18 protein-coding genes and 2 pseudogenes are annotated in these 20700 nt (G+C 62.0%); 15 read left to right on the top strand and 5 right to left on the bottom strand.

Annotation, left to right across the window (positions count from 1 at the left end; translation table 11 throughout):
- Positions 1-41: 41 nt before the first annotated feature.
- The 4 genes from IVA95_RS31905 to IVA95_RS31890 all read right to left on the bottom strand — a co-directional run bounded on the left by IVA95_RS31905 (position 42) and on the right by IVA95_RS31890 (position 4275).
- Positions 42-1082: an alpha/beta fold hydrolase gene (locus IVA95_RS31905; protein WP_247514106.1), complete on the bottom strand. Its 1041-nt coding sequence runs from the start codon at positions 1080-1082 to the stop codon at positions 42-44.
- 242 nt (positions 1083-1324) lie between these two features.
- Positions 1325-1687 (bottom strand): hypothetical protein, encoded by a 363-nt coding sequence (locus tag IVA95_RS31900; protein WP_247514105.1) that lies wholly within the window; start codon positions 1685-1687, stop codon positions 1325-1327.
- A 128-nt stretch (positions 1688-1815) separates the two neighbouring features.
- Positions 1816-2400 (bottom strand): peroxidase-related enzyme, encoded by a 585-nt coding sequence (locus tag IVA95_RS31895; protein ID WP_213256181.1) that lies wholly within the window; start codon positions 2398-2400, stop codon positions 1816-1818.
- A gap of 111 nt (positions 2401-2511) precedes the next feature.
- Entirely contained in the window at positions 2512-4275 is a 1764-nt protein-coding gene (locus IVA95_RS31890) for a DUF87 domain-containing protein (protein ID WP_213256183.1), read from the bottom strand.
- Positions 4276-4932: 657 nt separating this feature from the next.
- On the opposite strand from IVA95_RS31890, the pseudogene IVA95_RS31885 reads away from it, so the two are divergent.
- Together IVA95_RS31885 and IVA95_RS31880 are read left to right on the top strand one after the other, a co-directional pair.
- Positions 4933-6645 (top strand): annotated as a pseudogene (locus tag IVA95_RS31885) (EAL domain-containing protein); the annotation flags it as partial.
- A gap of 98 nt (positions 6646-6743) precedes the next feature.
- Positions 6744-8003 carry an MFS transporter gene (locus tag IVA95_RS31880; RefSeq protein ID WP_247514238.1) on the top strand — a complete coding sequence of 420 codons (1260 nt, stop codon included), beginning with the start codon at positions 6744-6746 and terminating at the stop codon, positions 8001-8003.
- 28 nt (positions 8004-8031) lie between these two features.
- Here IVA95_RS31880 and IVA95_RS31875 read toward each other — a convergent pair whose 3' ends face one another.
- Positions 8032-9009 (bottom strand): tripartite tricarboxylate transporter substrate binding protein, encoded by a 978-nt coding sequence (locus IVA95_RS31875; protein WP_247514104.1) that lies wholly within the window; start codon positions 9007-9009, stop codon positions 8032-8034.
- A gap of 94 nt (positions 9010-9103) precedes the next feature.
- Between IVA95_RS31875 and IVA95_RS31870 the strand changes: the two genes are divergently transcribed.
- The 13 genes and pseudogenes from IVA95_RS31870 to fusA all read left to right on the top strand — a co-directional run.
- Complete coding sequence (locus IVA95_RS31870) at positions 9104-9829, top strand: TetR/AcrR family transcriptional regulator (protein ID WP_247514103.1); 726 nt, start codon at positions 9104-9106, stop codon at positions 9827-9829.
- A gap of 34 nt (positions 9830-9863) precedes the next feature.
- Positions 9864-10733, top strand: a complete 870-nt coding sequence (locus IVA95_RS31865) for an amidohydrolase family protein (RefSeq protein WP_247514102.1) — start codon at positions 9864-9866, stop codon at positions 10731-10733.
- A gap of 13 nt (positions 10734-10746) precedes the next feature.
- Positions 10747-11751 carry a tripartite tricarboxylate transporter substrate binding protein gene (locus tag IVA95_RS31860; protein WP_247514101.1) on the top strand — a complete coding sequence of 335 codons (1005 nt, stop codon included), beginning with the start codon at positions 10747-10749 and terminating at the stop codon, positions 11749-11751.
- Positions 11752-11806: 55 nt separating this feature from the next.
- Complete coding sequence (locus IVA95_RS31855; protein ID WP_247514100.1) at positions 11807-12532, top strand: PIG-L deacetylase family protein; 726 nt, start codon at positions 11807-11809, stop codon at positions 12530-12532.
- Positions 12529-13221: a 4-carboxy-4-hydroxy-2-oxoadipate aldolase/oxaloacetate decarboxylase gene (locus IVA95_RS31850; protein WP_247514099.1), complete on the top strand. Its 693-nt coding sequence runs from the start codon at positions 12529-12531 to the stop codon at positions 13219-13221. Before IVA95_RS31855 ends, IVA95_RS31850 begins: the two co-directional genes overlap by 4 nt.
- Positions 13222-13228: 7 nt before the next feature.
- A complete protein-coding gene (locus tag IVA95_RS31845) occupies positions 13229-14074 on the top strand; it encodes a hypothetical protein (RefSeq protein ID WP_247514237.1) in 846 nt (281 codons plus the stop codon).
- A 142-nt stretch (positions 14075-14216) separates the two neighbouring features.
- Complete coding sequence (locus IVA95_RS31840; protein ID WP_247514098.1) at positions 14217-15167, top strand: catechol 2,3-dioxygenase; 951 nt, start codon at positions 14217-14219, stop codon at positions 15165-15167.
- Positions 15168-15288: 121 nt separating this feature from the next.
- A complete protein-coding gene (locus tag IVA95_RS31835) occupies positions 15289-16497 on the top strand; it encodes a cytochrome P450 (RefSeq protein ID WP_247514097.1) in 1209 nt (402 codons plus the stop codon).
- Positions 16498-16657: 160 nt separating this feature from the next.
- Positions 16658-17902: a site-specific integrase gene (locus IVA95_RS31830; RefSeq protein WP_247514096.1), complete on the top strand. Its 1245-nt coding sequence runs from the start codon at positions 16658-16660 to the stop codon at positions 17900-17902.
- A 211-nt stretch (positions 17903-18113) separates the two neighbouring features.
- A complete protein-coding gene (locus IVA95_RS31825) occupies positions 18114-18326 on the top strand; it encodes a DNA-binding protein (protein WP_247514095.1) in 213 nt (70 codons plus the stop codon).
- A 28-nt stretch (positions 18327-18354) separates the two neighbouring features.
- A complete protein-coding gene (locus IVA95_RS31820; protein WP_247514094.1) occupies positions 18355-19008 on the top strand; it encodes a hypothetical protein in 654 nt (217 codons plus the stop codon).
- Between the two features lies 1 nt (position 19009).
- A complete protein-coding gene (locus tag IVA95_RS31815; protein WP_247514093.1) occupies positions 19010-19249 on the top strand; it encodes a hypothetical protein in 240 nt (79 codons plus the stop codon).
- A gap of 418 nt (positions 19250-19667) precedes the next feature.
- Positions 19668-20534, top strand: a pseudogene (fusA, locus tag IVA95_RS31810) (elongation factor G); the annotation flags it as partial.
- Positions 20535-20700 lie beyond the last annotated feature (166 nt).

Below are 20700 nucleotides of genomic sequence, written 5' to 3'. Positions count from 1 at the left end.
TACGCTGTCGCTAATCCGCCCTACCTTCACGACTTCTACTTTCACGACCGCTTCGCCTCATCGAGAAACGCCTGCACCGCCTCGAACAGCTTGAGGCGGTTTCGCTCCATGATGATGCTGTGCGTGCCCTCGGCCAGCGCGACGTAGCGTTTGCCCGGCGAGTTCACCAGCAGCGGAAACAGCGTCTGCGCCATGTAAGGCGGCGTGTCGCGGTCCCATTCGGCGCCGACCAGCAGCGTCGGCACCGTGATCTTGGCGGGATCGTAATAGGGTTTGCCGGCGCCGAAGAATTCGGCGCCGTCCTGCACGACGCCGTTGGGGGCACGGACGACCGGCGGATTCATCTGCGCGCCGACCGGATCGGTTGCGAAGGTGGCGTCGGCCCAGGCATCGAACCAGCCGGCGGGGATGAGGCTGGCCTTCTTGTCCTCGGGCACGCCGGTGTACCAGCGCTCCTTCGCCTGCTCGCGCGTGACCATTCGGTATGCGCCAAGCTTGCCGGGACCGGCCTGGACGAGCGAGGGCGTTTGCCGGATCCAGACAGGTGCATAGAGGACAAGACGTTCGACTTTCGAGGCGTTTTGCGTGGTGTAGGTCGCCATCAGGGTCGTGCCCCACGACCAGCCGAGCAGGTTGAGGCGCGGGATGTTGCGGCGTTGCAGGATGAAGTCGACGGCGGTGCCGATGTCCTTGACTGCCGTCTGTCCGGTTACGATGGGCGGATTGGCTTCGGGCTTGTCGGCCATCTCGGGAGGACGCGTCGACTTGCCGTAGCCGCGCAGATCGAGCAGCCACACGTCATAACCGCGCGCGGCGATGTATTCCATCCAGGACAAGCCATCCAGCTTGAGGTCGAACGCCGTCTCCGAAGGATAGGTCGCGCCGTGAACGTAAAGCACGGTCTGTTCGGGGCGGAACGAGGTCATGTCCGCGGGCCGCTTGTTGCGGACGTAGATCTCGATGCCGGGATCTGAAGTTTTGACCATCATCTCTTCGGTCACCAGAGCCCTCGTCTGTGCCAGCGCCGGAATGGAAAGGAGCATTGCGAGAACAAAGCCTGCGGTTGCGATTGACAGTTTCACCATAGCCTCCCTCGTACTTTTTTGTGCTTATCTAACGTAACGGCAATTGCGCCGAAGGTGCATCTAATTCTCGCCTAGCTCGACGCAGGAGCGAGGAGCCTTGTAGCCCGGATCGAGCGCAGCGAAATCCGGGGCGGTGTCAATGCGGGTGAACGGTCCCGGATTGCGCGTAGCCTGTCATCGGGCGCGCATTCGCGCGACCCGTTGGCTCCATCTGGGCTACGTGGCTACGGGCTGAGCCGCTACCCCTGCGGCGCCACCGAAATCCTCGCGCAGTCGCGCCGGCCCATCAGGACGCAGTCCTGGGTCTTGCGGAGATCGGCGATGCTCACCGCGAGCCAGATGCCGATCGCGGTCAGGGCCACGGTGAATGCGAGCGCTGCGATGTTGGCGAGCATGCGATGACGAAAGTCGTCAACCTCATCGCGCGGCCGTTCGTAACGGGACAGATCGTTCGCCGCTTGCGGGCTCTTGACTTGACGAGTGGCTTGACGAGTGGCTTGGCTGGGTTCTTCCCGCCCGCCCGGCGGGTGCGCCGAGGTACGCGGCCGGAACTTGAGCACGACGTGCTCATCGTCCGTGGTAATGGGCCGCTGGGTTTTCACTGCGTTCGTCCGACGAAAAGTCCTGCTGCCGTTTTAGCACGGCGGCAGCGCTTCCAACATGAAATCTTGCCAACTGCAGGACAGCCATCCATCTCCGCACGTCTGATGGAACCGTAACGACGCCGGGCTCAGTCCTGTTTCGGCAGCCGTCCCATCATGTAGAACTCGTCGTTCGGGCGCATCGCGGTGACGTTGGCCAGCCGGTTCGACAGCGCGAAGAAGGCCGAAATGGCCGCGATGTCCCAGATGTCGTCCTCGGAAAAGCCGTGGCTTGCGACCTCGGCAAAATCGGCCTCGGAGACTTCATTGGCCGCCCGGCTTACCTTCATGGCGAAGTCGAGCATGGCGCGCTGCCGCGGCGTGATGTCGGCCTTGCGGTAGTTGACCGCGATCTGGTCGGCGATCACGGGGTTTTTTGCCCGGATGCGCAGGATCGCGCCGTGGGCGATCACGCAGTAATGGCACTGGTTGGCGGCGGACGTCGCCACCACGATCATTTCGCGTTCGGCCTTGGTCAGCCCGCTGTCCTTCTCCATCAACGCGTCGTGATAGGCAAAGAAGGCGCGAAACTCGTCGGGCCGGTAGGCCAGCGTCAGGAACACGTTCGGCACGAAGCCGGACTTTTCCTGCACCGCGAGAATTCGCGTGCGGATATCCTCCGGCAGCTTGTCGATAGCGGGCGGCTGAAATCGCTTGGCGGCAGGCTTGGTCATGAAAGGGTTCCAGCTGATGGCCGCAGGATGCGGCGCTGCCGGAATCATATAGCGTTTTGCGACGAAGTGGATAGCGCCGCGTGCGCGGAAATCGCGCGAAGCTGTTGCGCCTCAGCGCAGCGGCTTTTTCAGCAGCGAGAAGCGGTCGGGATCGAGCCCCATCGAGGGCTGCAGCATCGGCGCTTCGACCGGCGTCATGACGCGGGCGGCGGGGCGATCGCTGATCGAGGGGTCGTTCGGCACGTCGCGGTGCGAGGTGGCGCCGCGCCAGCGTTCCAGCACGGCGGAGACGAAATGCATGTCGTGGCCGGCGGAAACCGACGGCACTGTCGCAATGGTAGCTTCGCTGCGCGGCAATTGATGGACCGGAACCTCCTTGAAGCGCAACCGCGTCGGCAGCGCCACGCCTTCGCCGAAGGCCAGCACTTCGCGGGTGCCGAGCGAGGGCACGAACGACAACAGGTTGGCGGCGGCGTCCGAGACGGCCGAGCGCAGCAGCGCCTGGTCACGGTCGTTGGCAAGGCGCATCGCAAACAGCGTATTGCACTGGGAAATGATGGTGGCGTCGAGTTCGGCCGGGCGCTGGGTGACGAGGCCGAGATAGACGCCGTATTTGCGCCCCTCTTTGGCAATGCGCGAGACCGCCTTGCGCGTCGGGCCGAAGCCGATGTTGCGGTCGGCGGAAGCGTAACGGTGCGCTTCCTCGCACACGAACAGCAGCGGCGACACGCCGTCGCTCCACAGGCCGAAATCGAACGCCATGCGGCACAGCACCGACACCACGGAATCAACGACTTCGGCGGGGAAGCCGGCGAGCTGCATGATGGTCATCGGCCGGCCGTTGGCAGGCAGCCGGAACAGATGGCTGATGACTTCCGCCATGGTGTCGCCGCCGACATTGGCGTTGTCGAACATGAAGGCGTAGCGCGGATCGTTGCGTACGGTCTCGATGCGCGAGATCAGCTTGTGATAGATGATGCGCGAGGAGCGGTTCTCCAGCTTGCCCATCCGCTCGTCGATCAGCGAGATCAGGTCGACGAGGCGATACGGCACCGGCGTATCGACGGTGTAGCCGACGGACTTGGGATCCATGCGCTTGAGTCCGAGCCGGTCGGAGTTCTGATACTGGGTATAGATACCCTTCGCCATCGGAATGACTTCGGCGAGGACGTCGAGCTCTTCCGGCACGCCGGGGCGGCCGCCGAACAGCACGTCGACGATCTCTTCGAAATTGAACAGCCAGAACGGCAGTTTCAAATTGCGCGGGTTCATTACCAGCGCGCGGTCGCCGAAGCAGCGGCCATATTCGTTGTGCACGTCGAGCAGGAAAATCCGCAGGTTCGGCCGCGCCTTGAGAATCTCGTTGAGCAGCAACGACACGCTGGTCGATTTGCCGACGCCGGTGGAACCGAGGACCGCGAAGTGCTTGGAGAGCATCTCCTCGACGTCGACATAGGCGATCACCGAGCGGTCCTGCTGCAGGGTGCCGACATTGATCTGGTCCGACCCGCTCGGCGCATAGACGGTGCGAAGGTCCTGGGCTGTGACGAGGTCGACGGCGTCGCCGATCGTCGGATAATTGGTGACGCCGCGTTGGAATTTCGGGCGGTCGCCGCCGAGAATTTCGCCGAGCAGGTCGACCGATGCGGTCGCGATGTATTCATCCGAACTTGGCTGATTCTCGCACGACACCTCGGTAATCATGGCGATGATAGTGGTGGATGTCGCACAGCGAATACTGATGAAGCGGCCGACGGTGGCGCGCACTTCGGAAAGGGGCATCTGGCCCGTTGCCAGAAGTCCGACCCGGGCGAGGGAGCCGCGCACGGAAATCACACGTCCGAAGGATGTCACGGTGTTGAACCTGGATCTCATGAATTGGGGTCTGGCCAGCATTATGGGCGGCTCCGACTAGCGAAACGGTTAAGCCGGAGAGGTTTCGTATCAGCTAAATCTGCGGCATCTCGGTCAGGATTCGTATTTGCAGCAACGGTCCGTCGGCGCGATCGAGCGCAACTTGCGCTGGAAAATAAGGGCTTTCTTGCGTTTCCGACCCGGCGCGACGCCGGCTGCGGATTAATCATTCATTTACCACTTCGAACGAGAGGAGCCTCCCGATGACCTCCTCTCGGTAACCTCCCATTCCAGATTGCGGATCGGACCCGGGCCGTGTGCAGGGTAAGAGATTGCTAACTGCAAGTTCCTTCCATCAGTGCTGCGCCAATATCGCCAACGCGCGATCGGAAAACCAAGTTTTGGAGTCCGATAGCACGCCAACTTTTCATCTGGCGCATGCCGCTCGCCAAATCGGGGCATCTTGGCGGGGCATGCGCGGGGAGGCATCTGGGGTGGACATCGACGGCGGCCCGCAAATGTCGAGCGGTTCGGCCGGCCCTGCGCAAAGGGCCGGAACGATCACGCGGCTTGCCGCTGGCGGCGGCGATTATCGGCGGCATCGCGACCTTCGGATGGGGCCTGCGCGAACGCGTCCTGCTGGCGCTCGTCGCCGTTCTGGCCGTCGTTGCCGGACTGTTGCTGCGGCGCGACCGACTGACTGATCAGCGGCTGGTGGCCGAGCGGCGCCAGCTCTCGATCGCCGTGAACAATATCCCGCAGGGCCTTGTTCTGTATGATGCATCCGCACGGATCATCATTTGCAACCAGCCCTATCTCGACATGTTCAGATTGTCGCCCGACGTGGCGAAGCCCGGCTGCACCATGCAACGGCTGATCGCCCACCGGAAGGAAACCGGATCCTTCGATGGCGACGTCGATGAATTCTGTAACGCGATCATCCAGAAAGTGTCGCTCGGTAAGGCGACGCGTCAGCTCACGCAGGCTCCGGGCGGCAGGGCGATCGAAATCATCAATCGGCCGCTGAAGGACGGCGGCTGGGTCGCCACGATCGAAGACATCACCGAGCGGACGCGCGCTGACGAGAGGATCGCGCATCTTGCGCATTTCGATGGCTTGACGGACCTGCCGAACCGGATCCTGTTCCGCGCGCGGCTCGAACAGGCGCTTGCAGCGCTTCAGCCGACCGAGCAACTGGCGGTGCTCTATATCGACATCGACGAATTCAAGAGCGTCAACGACGCGCTCGGTCATGCGATCGGCGATGAGTTGCTCAAAGGCGTCGCCGATCGCCTGCGCGGTTGCTTGAGTGAAACCGACGTGGCGGCCCGACTCGGCGGCGATGAGTTTGCCGTCATTCAAATGCCTATCAAGGATCGCTCGGAAACCACTCGGCTCGTTGATGAAATCCATTCGGCGATCAGGCAGCCCTTTGAATGCATGGGGCACCTGATCACCACCGATGCCAGCATCGGAATAGCGCTTGCCCCCGGCGACGGGGTGGACCTCGACCATCTGTTGAGAAATGCAGACCTGGCACTCTACGGCGCCAAGGGCGACGGACGGCGGACCTATCGCTTCTTCGAGGCCGGCATGGATCAGCGCGCCAAGACGCGGCGAAGCCTGGAGCTCGAGCTGCGGCAGGCGATCAACGACGGCAGCCTCGAAACCTACTATCAGCCGGTGGTCAACATCGAGGACGGCAAGATCTCATCCTGCGAGGCGCTGTTACGGTGGCGGCACGCCGAGCGCGGCATGATCTCGCCGGCGGAATTCATCCCGATCGCGGAAGACAGCGGTCTGATCAATCAGCTCGGGCTATGGGTGCTCAATGCCGCCTGCGCCGAGGCCGCGACCTGGCCGGACCATGTTCGCGTCGCCGTCAACGTCTCGCCGGTGCAGTTCAGGAGCCAATCGTTGGCGTTGAACGTAGCCGCGGCGCTTGCGGCGTGCGGCCTTCCCGCGAGCAGGCTGGAGCTCGAAATCACCGAAGCCGTCCTCATTCGCGACGACGAGGCGGCACTCGACATGCTGCATCAGTTGCGCAAGCTGGGTGTCCGGATCGCGCTGGACGATTTCGGCACCGGCTACTCCTCGCTCCGCTACCTGCAGCGTTTCCCGTTCGACAAGATCAAGATCGATCGCTCCTTCATCAGGGATATCGCAGGCCCCGGCGCATCCTCGTCCATCGTCCAGGCGGTAGTGAACATCGCAGCCGCCAGCGACATGACGACGACAGCGGAGGGTGTCGAAACCGAGCAGCAACGGAACTTGCTGTACATCCTCGGCTGCACCGAGATGCAGGGCTATTTGTTCAGCCCCGCAATATCGGCCGCCGAGGTGAGGCGGCTGTTGCTCTCGCACCGCGCCAGGGCCATGTCGGCTGCTTGAAACGCGGCTGCTTGAAACGCAGGGCTCGGCTTGCTATCCAGTTCTTCATAACAAGAAACAGGGCAGGGGTGGACCGCGATGAATCGCGCCAACGCACTTTGAGCGAGCCTGCGCAATCCTCCGCGCTCGCACCATTCCGCGTCAGGAACTACCGTTTTCAGTGGCCGGCTGATCTGCTCACCTCGTGGGCGTTCGAGATGGAGACGCTGATTCTCGGCTGGTACGTACTGGTCGAGACCGGATCGGTCCTGCTGCTTACCCTGTTCGCCTCGCTCGGCTATGTCGGTACGTTGGTAGCGCCGATGTTCGGCGTCGTCGGCGACCGCATCGGTCATCGCGATCTGCTGGCGATGATGCGCGCGGCCTACGCGATGCTGGCGGCCGTGCTGATGACGCTGGCGCTATCCGGCCAGCTAGCGCCGATCTATGTCTTTGTCATCGCGGCCGTGATGGGCATCGTCCGCCCATCGGATCTTGGCGTGCGCGGCGCGTTAGTTGCGACCATCATGCCGCATGGACAGTTGATTGGTGCAATCAGCATCTCGCGCACCACGATGGATACCGCGCGCATCGCCGGCGCGCTGAGCGGTGCCGGCTTGTTTGCCTCGCTCGGCATGGGCCCGGCCTATGTGGCGATCGTCGCCCTCTATACTGTCGCGACCGCGCTGACGCTGTGCATCGTCGCGCCGGCAAAGCCGGATGCGGCGGGCGAGGCTTTTAGCGGGGCATTGCAGCGCTCGCCGCTGCGCGATCTCAAGGAGGGGGTCGCCTATGTCTGGACCACGCCGCGGATGCAGGCCGCGCTCTGGGTGGCGTTCCTCGCCAACTTGACGGCTTATCCGCTTTCCAACGGCCTGCTGCCCTATATCGCCAAGACGATTTACGGCACCAACCAGACCGGGCTTGGCTATCTGTCGGCGAGTTTTGCGATCGGCTCGCTGGCCGGTTCGATCGTATTGAGCCTGATCCGCGATATCCGAGTGGCGCGGCTGATGATCGGCGCGACCGTCGTCTGGTACGCGACCTTGCTGGTGTTTGCGCAGATGCAGACGGTGCCGACCGCGATCGTGTGTCTGGTGGTAGCAGGCTTTTCGCAAAGCCTCGCCATGATTTCGATCGCCGTCATCCTGATGCGGACCGCGAGCGAGAATTTCCGCGGCCGGGTGATGGGCGTGCGCATGATGGTGATCTACGGCCTGCCGATCGGCCTGTTGGCCGCCGGCAGCCTGATCGACGAGATCGGATTTGCGGCGACCGGCACAGTCTACGCGGCGGCCGGTCTCGCGCTAATGCTCGCGATCGTGCTGCACTGGCGCGCCGATCTCTGGCACGTGCACGCGCCGGCGAATGCGCGGTGACCTGACCGCGCCAGCCGGCTCGGCCATCTCACTGCACCTTGATATTCGCCTCCTTCAGCACCGGCTCCCACTTCGCAGCTTCGGCGCGCATGAAGGCGTCGAAATCCTTGGGCGAATTGCCGACCGGCGTGGCGCCCATCTTTTCCAGCGCGGTGAGCACCACCGGATCCTTCAGGGCGGCGGTAAGGTCGGCGTGGATCTTGGCGACCAGCTCAGGCGCCATGCCGGCCGGACCGAGAAAACCCCACCAGACCGAGGCGTCATAGCCGGGCAGGCCGGCTTCCGCGACCGTTGGAACATCGGGCAACACTTTCGAGCGCTGGGCCGTTGTCACGGCAAGAGCGCGCACCGCATTGCCTTCGAGTTGGCCGACCACCTCGGGCAGCTGGTTGACGCTCATGGGAATCTCACCTGCGATCACGGCCGTGAGGGCAGGTGCGCCGCCTTTGTAGGGGATCGCCTGGACTTTCACCTTCGCCATGTGGTTGAGGAGTTCACCGGCCAGATGCGCCGAGGTGCCGTTGCCGGACATGCCGTACGACAATGCCTCAGGCTTTGCACGCGCTGTCGCCAGTAACTCCTGCAAATTCTTCACTGAGTTGGCTTTGGACACCACGATTGCGAGCGGCGAGTAAGCGATCTCGCTGATGGCGGTGAAGTCCTTGAAGGTGTCGTAGGGCAGCTTTGGATAGAAGAACCGGTTCAGCGGATGGCCGCTGGCGACCAGGATCAGCGTGTAGCCGTCCGGCGCCGATTGCGTGAGCGCCTGCGAGGCGATGATTCCGCCAGCGCCCGGCCGATTTTCGATGACGGGCTGCTGCCCCCAGGTCTTCGACAGCGATTGCCCGAGCGTGCGCGCCAGCCCGTCGACGGCGCCGCCGGCAGCGTAGGGCACCAGGATGCGCACGGGCCGGGTCGGGAATTGCTCAGAGTAGGCGTGTGTGGCCGCCAGCGAAAGCGTGGCGGCTGCGAGTACGGTGCGCAGGATATTGCAGAAAACGGACATGCGGGGGCGCCGCCTCTCTGGAATAGGATTTTTTGTTGACTAGACCTTATCATTTGTACAAACGTACAAAACTCGAGAACGGAAAGCAAATGCCATGACGCGAAACCCGAACATGCGGGAAGCCATCCTGAGCGCGGCCGAGCTGCTGTTCTCGACGCGCGGTTTCAATGCCGTGTCGATCCGCGACATTGCGCTGGAGGCGGGCGCCAACCCCGGCAGCATCACCTATCACTTCAAGAGCAAGGACGGGCTGCTGCTCGAAATCTACAAGCGCCATTGCGGGCCGATGAACAAACGCCGCATCGAGCTGCTGGTCGCGGCACGGCGCGTGCGCGACGTTCAGGATCGGCTGGAGGCGATCGTGCGCGCCTATGTGCAGCCCGCGTTTTCGTCGAGCAGCGATCTTGCCGGCGGTGGGGCGCGGTTCACGCGGCTGCGCGCGGTGATGTCGGCCGAAGGCAACGCGGTGGTGGGCCGCATCATTGCGGAAATCTTCGACGACACCACCAACGCCTTCATCGATGCCATCGCGGAAAGCCTGCCGCATCTGCCGCGGACGACGATCGTGTGGCGGTCGCAATTCCTGCTCGGCGCGCTCTACTATACCCTCGTCAATCCGGAGCGGGTCACGCGGCTCTCCCGCGGTGAAGCCGACGGCGCCGATATGGCGGAAGCGATCGAGCAACTCGTCTCGGCGACGGTCGCCTCACTGCAGGCGTCCGACATCAATCACATCGACGGCGCGTCGCGCTGGACCAAGCCAATACAACCGCACGCGGTGGGTGCCGCTCGTAAGCGGAAAGAAAGTTCAGCCGATTAAATATCGCGCGAAACCAAGCACTGCAGAAGGCACCATGAACAAGCCGACCATCCCCGGACCCGATCCCAACACGCGAACGCCGAAATTCAGGCTTCCGGAGCTGGCGTGTGATGCGCATACCCACATCTTTGGCCCCGGCGACAAATACCCTTACGCGCCCGGACGGCCTTATACGCCGCCCGACGCGCCGCTGGAGGATTTCCGGGCGTTGCACAGGAAGCTCGGGATCGGCCGCGCCGTCATCGTCAACGCCAGCGTGCACGGTACCGACAACCGCGTGGCGTTGGATGCGATCGCTGTCAGCAACGGCACCTTTCGCGCCGTCGCCAATATCGACGACACCATCACCGAGCGCGGCCTTCGCGACTTGCATGAGGGCGGTTTCCGCGGCTGCCGCTTCAATTTCGTGCGGCATCTCGGCGGGGTGCCCGACATGGCGGCATTCCACCGTATCGTCGCGATGGTCGCGCCGCTCGGCTGGCACATCGACCTGCATTTCGACGCGATCGATTTGCCTGAATATGCCGAGATGCTGGCAAAATTGCCGGTGCGCTACACCATCGATCACATGGGGCGCGTCAAGGCATCAGACGGTCTCGACCAGCTTCCGTTCCGGACGCTGATCGACCTGATGAAGCGGGACGAGAAATGCTGGGTCAAGGTGTGCGGCTGCGAGCGGATATCGTCCGGCGGGCCGCTATTCCACGACGCGGTGCCGTTCGCGCGGCATATTGTCGAGACGGCGCCGGACCGCGTGATCTGGGGAACCGACTGGCCGCACCCCAATGTGAAGGTGATGCCCAATGACGGCGATCTGGTCGATCTCATTCCGCTGTTTGCACCGGAGCCGGAACTGCAGCAGAAGATTCTGGTCGATAATCCGGCGCGGCTGTTCGAGTTCTGAAGGCGCGCGAGCGATGGCGGAAAAACGCGAGCGATATACCTCGAGCCGGCGCGGCGTGTTGTTCGCCGCGATCGCTGCGCTGGCGGCGGCATTGTTCCTGCCGCAAATCGCCGACGCACAAAATTATCCAAACAAGCCGGTGCGGCTGATCCTGCCGTTCGGCGCAGGCGGCGTCGCCGATGTCACGGCGCGGCTAGTTACCGAAAAACTCGGCGAAAAGCTCGGCCAGCGCTTCGTCATCGAAAACATGCCGGGCGCCGGAGGCATCAATGCGGCGCGCGCCGTGCTGTCCGCCCCCGCTGACGGCTATACGCTGGCGCTGTTCAGCAACGGCACCGCGATTTCCGTATCGCTGTTCAAGGACCTGGCGTTCAAGCCCATGACCGATTTCGTGCCGGTTTCGAGCATGGGCTATTTCGACTTCATCTTTGTCACCCAGGCTGGTTCGCCATTTCCGACGCTGGCTGACTTCATCAAGGCGGCGAAGCAAAAGCCCGGCGCGCTCAATGTCGGCACCATCAATGTCGGCTCGACGCAGAACCTCGCCGCGCAATTGTTCAAATCGACCGCCGGCGTCGATGTTACGATCGTGCCTTTCCGCAGTTCGCCCGAGGTGCTGATCGCGCTGTTGCGTGGCGATATCCAGATAGCGATTGAAAACTATAGCGCGGTGCAGTCGCACATTGCCGACAAGGCGGCGATTGCCGTGTCGACTTCAGGACCCGTGCGCACCACGTTCATGCCCGACGTGCCGACCGTGAAGGAAGCCGGCGGCAGGGACTTCGAAGCGCGGTCCTGGAACGCGATCTTTGCGCCGAAGGGCACGCCGCCGGAGGTGATCAGGACGCTCAACGCCGCGCTGCGCGAAGTGCTCGAGATGCCCGACTTGAAGAAGCGCGCGCTCGATCTCGGCATCGAGGCTAAGGCCAGCTCGCCCGAGGAAATCCTCGACCGGCTGAAGGCCGATATCGACAAATGGGCTGGCGTGATCGAGCGGGCAGGAATTGCCAAACAGTAGTCATGCTGCCGGTGCGGCCGGCGGCGTGCAACAAGCGAAGGAGGAAATCCCGATCATGAGCAATGCTGGCAAAACGGGCCTCGTGGTTACCGCGCATCCCGGCGATTTCGTCTGGCGCGCGGGCGGCGCGATCGCGCTGCACGCCAAGAAAGGCTATCGTATCAAGATTGCGTGTCTCTCGTTCGGTGAGCGCGGCGAGAGCCAGTTCGCCTGGAAGGAAGCCGGCGCGACCATGGAGAAGGTGAAGGCCGGTAGGCGCGACGAGGCGCAGCGCGCGGCGGAAATGCTGGGCGCGGAAATCGAGTTCTTCGACGCCGGCGATTATCCGCTGCGGCTGACGGAGGCGCATTTCGACCGCATGGTCGATATCTACCGCGAGCTCAATCCGTCCTTCGTGCTGACCCATGCGCTGGAGGATCCCTATAATTTCGATCATCCGAACGCGGCGCACTTCGCGCAGGAAACCCGCGTGGTCGCGCAGGCGATGGGCCACAAGCCCGGGGCCAAATATACCTATTCAGCGCCGCCGGTATTTTTGTTTGAGCCGCATCAGCCGGAGATGTGCAATTTCAAGCCGCAGGTGATCCTCAACATCGACGAGGTCTGGGAGATCAAGCGCAAGACGTTCGAAATTCTCGCAGCCCAGAAGCACCTGTGGGCCTATTATGAACGGGTCGCGTTGCAGCGGGGTGTGCAGGGCGGCCGCAATACGGGCAAGCCGATGACCTATGGTGAGGCCTATCAGCGGCTGTTCCCGATGGCGATGGAGGAATTGGCATGAAGACGGTCGTCGTCCGCAACATCAAGCGCACAGAGGCCGAGCTCGTGACGCGGCTGGGCGCCCTCGGCGTCGCCACCGCGCACGAGGCCTATGGCCGTTTCGGATTGATGAAGCCCTATATGCGCCCGGTGTGGAGCGGGGCCGAGACGGCAGGCACCGCCGTGACGGTGCTGGCGCAGCCCGGCGACAACTGGATGATCCATGTCGCGGTCGAGCAGTGCCAGCCCGGCGACATCCTGGTGGTCGGCTGCACGACGGATAATACCGACGGCATGTTCGGCGATCTGCTGGCGACCTCGCTGATGGCGCGCGGCGTCAAGGGTCTCGTCATCGATGCCGGCGTTCGCGACGCCAAGTCGCTTCGCGAAATGGGCTTTCCGGTGTGGTCGAAGGCGATCTCGGCCAAGGGCACGGTGAAGGCGACGCTGGGCGCGGTCAACGTGCCCGTGGTCTGCGCCGGCATCAACGTGGTGCCGGGCGACGCGGTCGTTGCCGATGATGATGGCGTCGTGGTGATCCGGCGCAAGGACGCCGCCGATGTCGTCGCCAAGGGCGAGAAGCGCGTTGCGGATGAGGACGGCAAGCGAAAACAGTTGGCGGCGGGCGTGCTTGGGCTCGACATGTACAAGATGCGCGAGCCGCTGGCGAAGGCCGGACTCGTCTATGTCGACGAACTCGAGGAGGACTGAGGTGGCAATGCGCCTGCGCACCTTGCTCGGCGACCATCCAGGCACAGCCGCGCTGAAGAACGGCTCGATCGGATCGGATCTGGTCGCGTTCGATTTTGCGCCGTATTCGCCGACCAACAAAGGTTTCAAGCCGATGGTCCGCGAAGCGGCGTTCGACGTCTCGGAGATGGCGATCGTCACCTATCTGATGGCAAAATCGTTCGGCAAGCCGATGGTGCTGCTGCCCGATGTCGTGTTGGCGCGGTTCCAGCATGGGCATGCGCTTTACAATGCGAAGGCAGGCAAGCTCACGCCCCACGACCTCAGGGGCAAGCGGGTCGGCATTCGGTCCTTCACCACCACGACCGGCGCATGGCTACGCGGCATCCTTGCCAATGACTACGGCGTCGATCTCGATTCGATCGAGTGGGTGACGTTCGAGGATGCCCATGTCGCCGAGTTCGTGGATATGACCAAGCGAGCCCCTGCCGGCAAGCAGATCGTGCAGATGCTGATCGACGGCGAACTCGATGCGGTGCTCGGCGAGAAATCGGATCATCCGGATTTGAAGCCGCTGTTTGCCGATGTTGGCACGGAGGAGAAAGTCTGGTTCGAAAAGCACGGGGTGGTGCCGATCAATCATATGATGGTGGTGAGCCGGAGATTGTCGGAGGAACATCCGGATGCTGTGCGGGAGGTGCATCGGCTGCTTGCCGAGTCCGCGACCGCTTCGCCAGCAGCGCCGCGTTTCAGCCGGGACGAAACGCAGCGTTCGCTGCAACTGATTATAGATTATTCCGCGCAGCAGAAGCTCATTCCGCGCGCGTTCGGCGTTGACGAACTGTTCGACGACGTGACGCGGGCGCTTTGGTAGCCTTTACAGGTGTCGTCACCCGCGAACGCGGGTGACCCAGTATTCCAGAGACAGCAGTGATTGAGCCGAGAAGCCGCGGCGTACTGGACACCCGCCTTCGCGGGTATGACGATCCGAAGAACTTGCGACCAGGAGCGACACAATGACCCCCGAGCCGATCTTCGATCTCGCCCATCTCGGCCACATGGAATTGCTGACGCCGAAGCCGGACGAGAGCCTGAAATTCTTTGTCGACGTCATGGGCATGACCGTCAGCGGCCAGAACGGCGATTCAGTCTACCTGCGCGGCTGGGACGATTACGAGCGCTATTCGCTGAAGCTGACGGCCTCGAAAACATCCGGCATGGAGCACATGGCGTTGCGCGCGCGTAGCCCGCAGGCGCTGGAGCGTCGCGTCGCCGCGCTGAAGGGCTCCGGCTTCGACATCGGCTGGATCGACGGCGACATGGGGCAGGGGCCGACATTCCGCTGCCGCGACCCCGATGGTCATATCGTCGAGCTCTATTACGAGACCGAATGGTATCAGGTGCCGCCCGAACTCAAGCCGGCGCTAAAGAACCAGGCGCAGCGGTTTCCGGCGCGCGGCATCAACGTCCGCCGACTCGATCATCTCAATTGTCTGGCCGTCGACATCAAGGCGAACCGGCTCTTCTTCGAAAACTATCTGGGCTTGCGTACCACCGAGCAGATCGTGCTGAACGACGGTACGGAAGCCGCGATGTGGATGACGATGTCGAACAAGAGCTATGACTTCGCCTATACCCGCGATCACTATGGCAAGGCCGGCCGCTTCCATCACGTCACCTATGCGCTCGACAGCCGGGAGGAGATTTTGCGGGCCGCCGATATCTTTCTCGAAAACGGCGTGCACATCGAGACTGGTCCGCACAAGCATGCGATCCAGCAGACCTTCTTCCTCTATGTCTATGAACCGGGTGGCAACCGCGTCGAAGTCGCCAATGCCGGGGCCCGGCTCATTCTGGCGCCCGACTGGAAGCCGATTGTCTGGACCGAAGAGGAGCGCAAGAAGGGGCAGGCCTGGGGGCTGAAGACGATCGAGTCGTTTCATACCCACGGCACGCCGCCAGTGTGAGGCGACGTTTGCCCGCCCTCGGTCAGCGGAAGTCTAAAAAATGGGGAAGATGACCGGCCTTGCGGCCGCGATGTAACGCACCATTTTGAAGCGAACGTGCGAGTGACATCGTGGGTGGTCGATGGCTGAGCTTGTGGATTTCTCCAGCGAGGCTTTTCTTCGTGATCCCCAGAAAGGCGTGGCCCTGTTGCGGTCATCCGGACCTGTCGTCGCGACCAAGTTTCCCATTCTGGGCCGGCTCTGGGTCACCACGACCTACGACGCGACGGCGCGCGTGCTGAAGGACAGCACGACGTTCACGCTGCGCAAGGAGGGTGGCTCGCTCGTCGGCTTGCCCTGGTGGATGCCGAAGCTAATCGGGGCACTCGCCAACAACATGCTCACAATGGACGAACCGGATCACACGCGGCTGCGCGATATCGTCGACGAAGCGTTCCGTCGCCGAGCAGTGATGGACATGGAACCACACATCCGCGCCATCGCCGATCGCCTCGCCGATGAATTGTTTCTGGCGGGCAGCCCTGCCGATCTGGTGCAACGTTATGCGCGGATGTTGCCGCTCGCGGTGATCTGCGAGCTGCTTGGCCTGCCGTCGGCCGACCGGCCGAAATTCATCGCCTGGGCCAATTCAATCGGGAATCTCACCAACGCGTTCGGCTTTCTGCGGTTGATCAGCGGAATGATGAGGATGCGGCACTATCTGAAGGCGCGTCTGCAGGTCGCCCGGGAACAGGGCGGCGAAGGATTGATTGCCGAGCTTGTGCGGGTCGAGAAGGAAGGCGGACGCATCACGCCGGACGAAATGGTCTCGATGGTGTTTCTCTTGCTGGGGGCGGGCTCCGAAACCACCACCCATCTGATCAGCGGATCGGTGTTCGAGTTGCTGAAAAATCCAGAGCGACGCGATTGGCTGGCAGCGGACTGGATCCGCGCTGGCCTTGCGGTGGAAGAATTTTTGCGCTTCGTCTCGCCGGTGCAATTTTCAAAGCCGCGCTATGTGCGCCATGACGTCGATCTCGACGGCGTGAAATTGAAGAGGGGTGATCGGGTGATGGCGATGATTGTCGCGGCCAATCTCGACCCGCAGGCGAACGAGGATCCTGAACGTCTCGATCTCGAGCGGCGGCCGAACCGGCATCTGTCGTTCGGGACGGGAATACATTTCTGCCTCGGCCACCAGCTTGCGCGGATCGAAGGAATTTGCGCGCTGCAGGCGCTGTTCACGCGCTGGCCCACACTCAAGCTGGCGGTCGAACCATCACAAATTCATTGGCGGAGACGGCCGGGCATTCGCATGATCGCGGAGCTGCCGGTGGTGGCCGCCGGCTGAGGAGAGCGCGGCTGGCTGGGGAACTAGGATTCGAACCTAGACAAACAGAGTCAGAGTCTTCGATCGCGCATTGTATTTGTTAGTAAAATAGCGGCTGTGTTGCGCCTTTGTCGCGCCTCCTGTATACCCCCGGTTATTCCAATCGGGTCGGGGCGCAACAATGTCGGTCAGGAAACGGGTTTGGACAACGCAGAGCGGCGAGACGCGGGAAGCTTATGTCGTCCAATACTCGATTGCCGAACTGGACAAGCGCAACAAACGCAAGCGCGTAATCAAGACCTTTGATCGAAAGAAAGAGGCCGACGCTTTCCACGCGCAGGTCCGCGTCGATCTGGGAAAGGGCACACACGTTCCGGCTTCGAAAAGTCCCACCGTGGAAGTGGCTGGCCGCAACTGGATTGATGCATGCGTTGATTTAGAGCGCACAACGGTAGACGGTTACGAGCAACATCTTCGGGACCACATCAACCCCTATCTCGGGAGCCTAAAGCTTTCGGCCCTCACGGTCGGACTTGTACGGGATTGGCAGGACAAGCTCCGCAAGGGCGTACCGGCGCCCGGCCAGGACATGTCAGGGCAGCGGTCGGCCGACATGGTAAAACGCGTCACGGGTACACTGGGCTCTGTCCTATCCGATGCGCAAGAGCGCGGCCACGTTGGTCAAAACGTTGTGCGAAGCCTCCGCGCCAATCGCAAGCGTGGAAAGGAACGCAAGGCCGAACGGCGGGCCAAGGGAAGGCTCAAAGTCGGCGTCGACATTCCGGCTCCAGACGAAATTGACGCCATTCTGAAAGCCGCAGACGGGCGCTGGAAACCGTTTCTGCTGGTGGCGATACGGTGCGGGCTCCGCGCGTCGGAACTGCGCGGACTTCGCTGGCAAGACGTCGACGTCAAGAAAGGCGAACTGCACGTTCACCAACGCGCGGACGCCTACAACGAAATCGGGCCCCCGAAGTCGGAAGCCGGCGAGAGGACAGTTCCGGTACCGCCGACAACCTTGAACGCGCTACGCGAATGGAAGTTGGTATGTCCAAAGCAGAAGTCGACGGGACGCCTGCATTACGTCTTTCCTAACGGGGAGGGGAATGTTGAGGCGCATGCGAACATCATCACGCGCGGCTTGATTCCAAGTTTGACCAAGGCCGGGGTGACCGGGTCAAAACTTGACGAAGACGACAAGCCGGTGCTCACCGCAAAATACACCGGTCTGCATTCCCTTCGTCATTTCTTCGCGTCGTGGTGCATCAATCGAAAGGTAGACGGCGGACTTGAATTGCCGCTGAAAGTCGTGAGCGAACGTCTTGGACATTCGAACATCGCGATCACCGCCGACTTGTACGGCCACCTGTTTCCGCGCGCTGATGACTCTGCGGAATTGGCGGCAGCGGAGGGGCAATTTGGTTGATAACTAATCATTAACTAGTACTCGTGTAGGTTATACGGCAATCTAAGCCAGTAGCGATATCGTCTGCCGGGATGGCAGCGATGAGCGTGATGCTCTAGCGATATCGTGAAATCTGAACGACCGGGATGGTCGAGAGCGAACAGCACTCAACAGTGCTCGCTTCTCGGCCTTTTTTTGTGCCCGAAGATGCGAGCCTCATGGAGACTCGCGCGTGGCAGATAATCAACGCGACAATGAAATCGTTTGGGGCGCCGCCGCAATCGCGAAAGTGATCGGCCGGACCGAGAAGGGCGCGTTCCACGCGCTTGAGAGCGGACGCGTGCCAGGCGCGAAGAAAGTCGCCGGGCGCTGGGCGCTGCATCTTCCAACCTTCTTCGGGCATTTCGCCAGTCCCGACGCGCGCACACAATCCGTCGCGGCCTGATTCCCAACCACCCTAGAAAGTTCTGACCATGAATGAGATGCACGATCTGATCGTTACCAGAGGCGTGAAGTTTTCCGGCTTCGAGCGCCTCGAAAACGTTTCTCTACACGGCGCTCAAGCTCGCAGACGCTCAAGACGCGCTTCGCGCAAATGCCCGCAATGTCCCCGAAAACGTCAATCTTACCGCCGACGGAAAGCGAGAGGAAATACGCAAGCACATTGGGTCGGTGACGGTGAAGCACCTATCAAATGCGACCAAGCTTGCGGCGAAGTTTCGGGAGGATTTGGCGACGTGGGAGAAACGATTGATTCCGCCACCGGCCGAACCAGCCGACGCCGCGTCGGCTGCCGTCCGATCGCAGATCCGCGACCGAGTAGCTGCTATGTCAGCGCCCGAAGAATGAAATTTCTGTCGGCGCCCGATCTTCCGCGAGAAGTGTTTGCTGCTCTGCTTGAGGGGCCGGCGTTTCTCACAGGCGTCACTAGCGACCAGCGCGCCGCGCTGGTGCAGAGCTATCGCGCAACCTATCACGCCGAGGACATTGCGCAGATCGCTCAAGCCCAAGAAGCGCTTGAACTGCTCGATGCCGTGCACACGACTGTCGCCAATGAAGCGGCTCGCGTTGGCGGGTTCATGTCCCACGAGTTCGGCGAGTTCGCCAAGGCAAACGGAGACAAGTGACATGGCAACGTTCAAGGAAAAGCACGACGCGGCAGGCGCCAGGTACGCCGCAGCCGTTGCCGAATTGCGCGCCGCCTATGGCGAGCTTGCTGCATTGCACCGCAAGGCCAGCATGCCGGGCTTTGGTTATCCGCCGGAAATTGTCCCGCTGCGTCATACGAGGTTCGCGCCAGATGTTTCTGGATCCTTCGCCGACGACGTGCGTGCGGCGTTGGACAACATGCAATCGAGCGCCGCATGACGGGGCACGATCGCATGACCGAAGTTTCGGACAAGCAGATTGAGGGTTTCGTACCTGAACGCAGCTTAGTTTCGGCACGCAGGTGATTCCCCTGCAGGCTTGGGACAGGAAGCTGCGCCGGATGCAGGCCAGCTTGGTCTCTCCGAATTTGCCCGGACGTTCGTGATTTGGAGCTTAGCGTGTCTCTGACAGCGGCGTTTTGGCAGTTTCCGTAACGGGCTTGCTAACGATGTCGGTTCATTAGGGTAAAGCGGATATCACACAGGACTCCACCCGACGTCCGGAACTGACCCTTAGGGGCCTCGGCCTCGTGATTTCTTTCTCGATTTACCGGCCCAACCTTGGCTAGAATGAAGCTTCGCTGCTACCATAGACTTAGGATTGAGCAATGCCGGATGCCATCCACCCGCCGCCGTTGTTGGTTGAAATGGCCATCGAGCCGAAGTCGAAGGCTGAGCAGCAGAAGCTCAGCACTGCGCTCGCGAAGCTCTCTGCCGATGACCCATTGTTTAGGGTGTCGCTCGATCCCGAATCCGGTCAGACCATCATGAGAGGACAGAGCGAAGACCATCTTGATGACAAAGTCGATATGCTGAAGGGCACCTACAAGATCGACGCCAATATCGGCGCGCCCCAGGTGGCATTCCGTGAGCGCGTGACTCAGCGGGTCGAGCACTCCTACACCCACAAGAGGCAGACCGGCGGTACCGGTCAGTTCGCGGCCGTGACGCTCGTCGTCGAGCCGAACGAACCCGGCAAGAGCTACGAGTTCGAATCCAAGATCGTCGGCGGCGCGGTGCCGAACGAATACATCCCCGGCGTCGAAAAAGGTCTCGAGAGCGTGCTTTCCTCGGGCGTGGTCGCCGGCTTCCCGGTGGTGGACGTCAAGGTCCAACTGATCGACGGCAAGTATCACGATGTCGACTCCTCGGCGCTGGCATTCGAGATCGCGACGCGCGCCTGCTTCCGCGAAGCGCTGCAGATGGGCAAGTCCGTCCTGCTCGAGCCGATCATGAAGGTCGAGGTGGTGACGCCGGACGAATATGCTCAGGCTGTGATCGATGATATTCGATTACGGCGTGGAGAGATCGAGCGCAGGGGCCCCAACGTCGCGACTGTCAACGCGGTGGTGCCGCTTATCAACATGTTCGGCTATGCCAGCACCTTGCAAAGAATGTCGAGGGGCCGCGCCGCGTTCACAATGCAATTCGATCGCTATGCTCCGGCACCTCCTTTGCCTGAAGACGATCCGCCATTTCGGCCCGCTATCGGGATGCGCGCGTAGCGACCGCAGCGGGCCGATGATTTTGCGAGAATCTGCGCATTTCGACAGCTCCAGCCAGTTCCGCTCCTGGCACAAAGCGTCAGTTTGCGCGGTGCAAGGCTATGTCCGAAGTTGGGGGTAAAGCCGACCTGCCGGTTGCACGTCCGGACTTCTCAGTTTGACCCAA

Origin of the sequence: Bradyrhizobium sp. 157 (genome assembly GCF_023073815.1) — a bacterium.
Lineage (GTDB): Bacteria > Pseudomonadota > Alphaproteobacteria > Rhizobiales > Xanthobacteraceae > Bradyrhizobium.
The sequence above is the reverse complement of the archived record's forward strand: the minus strand, read 5'-3'. Positions and strand labels throughout refer to the sequence as shown.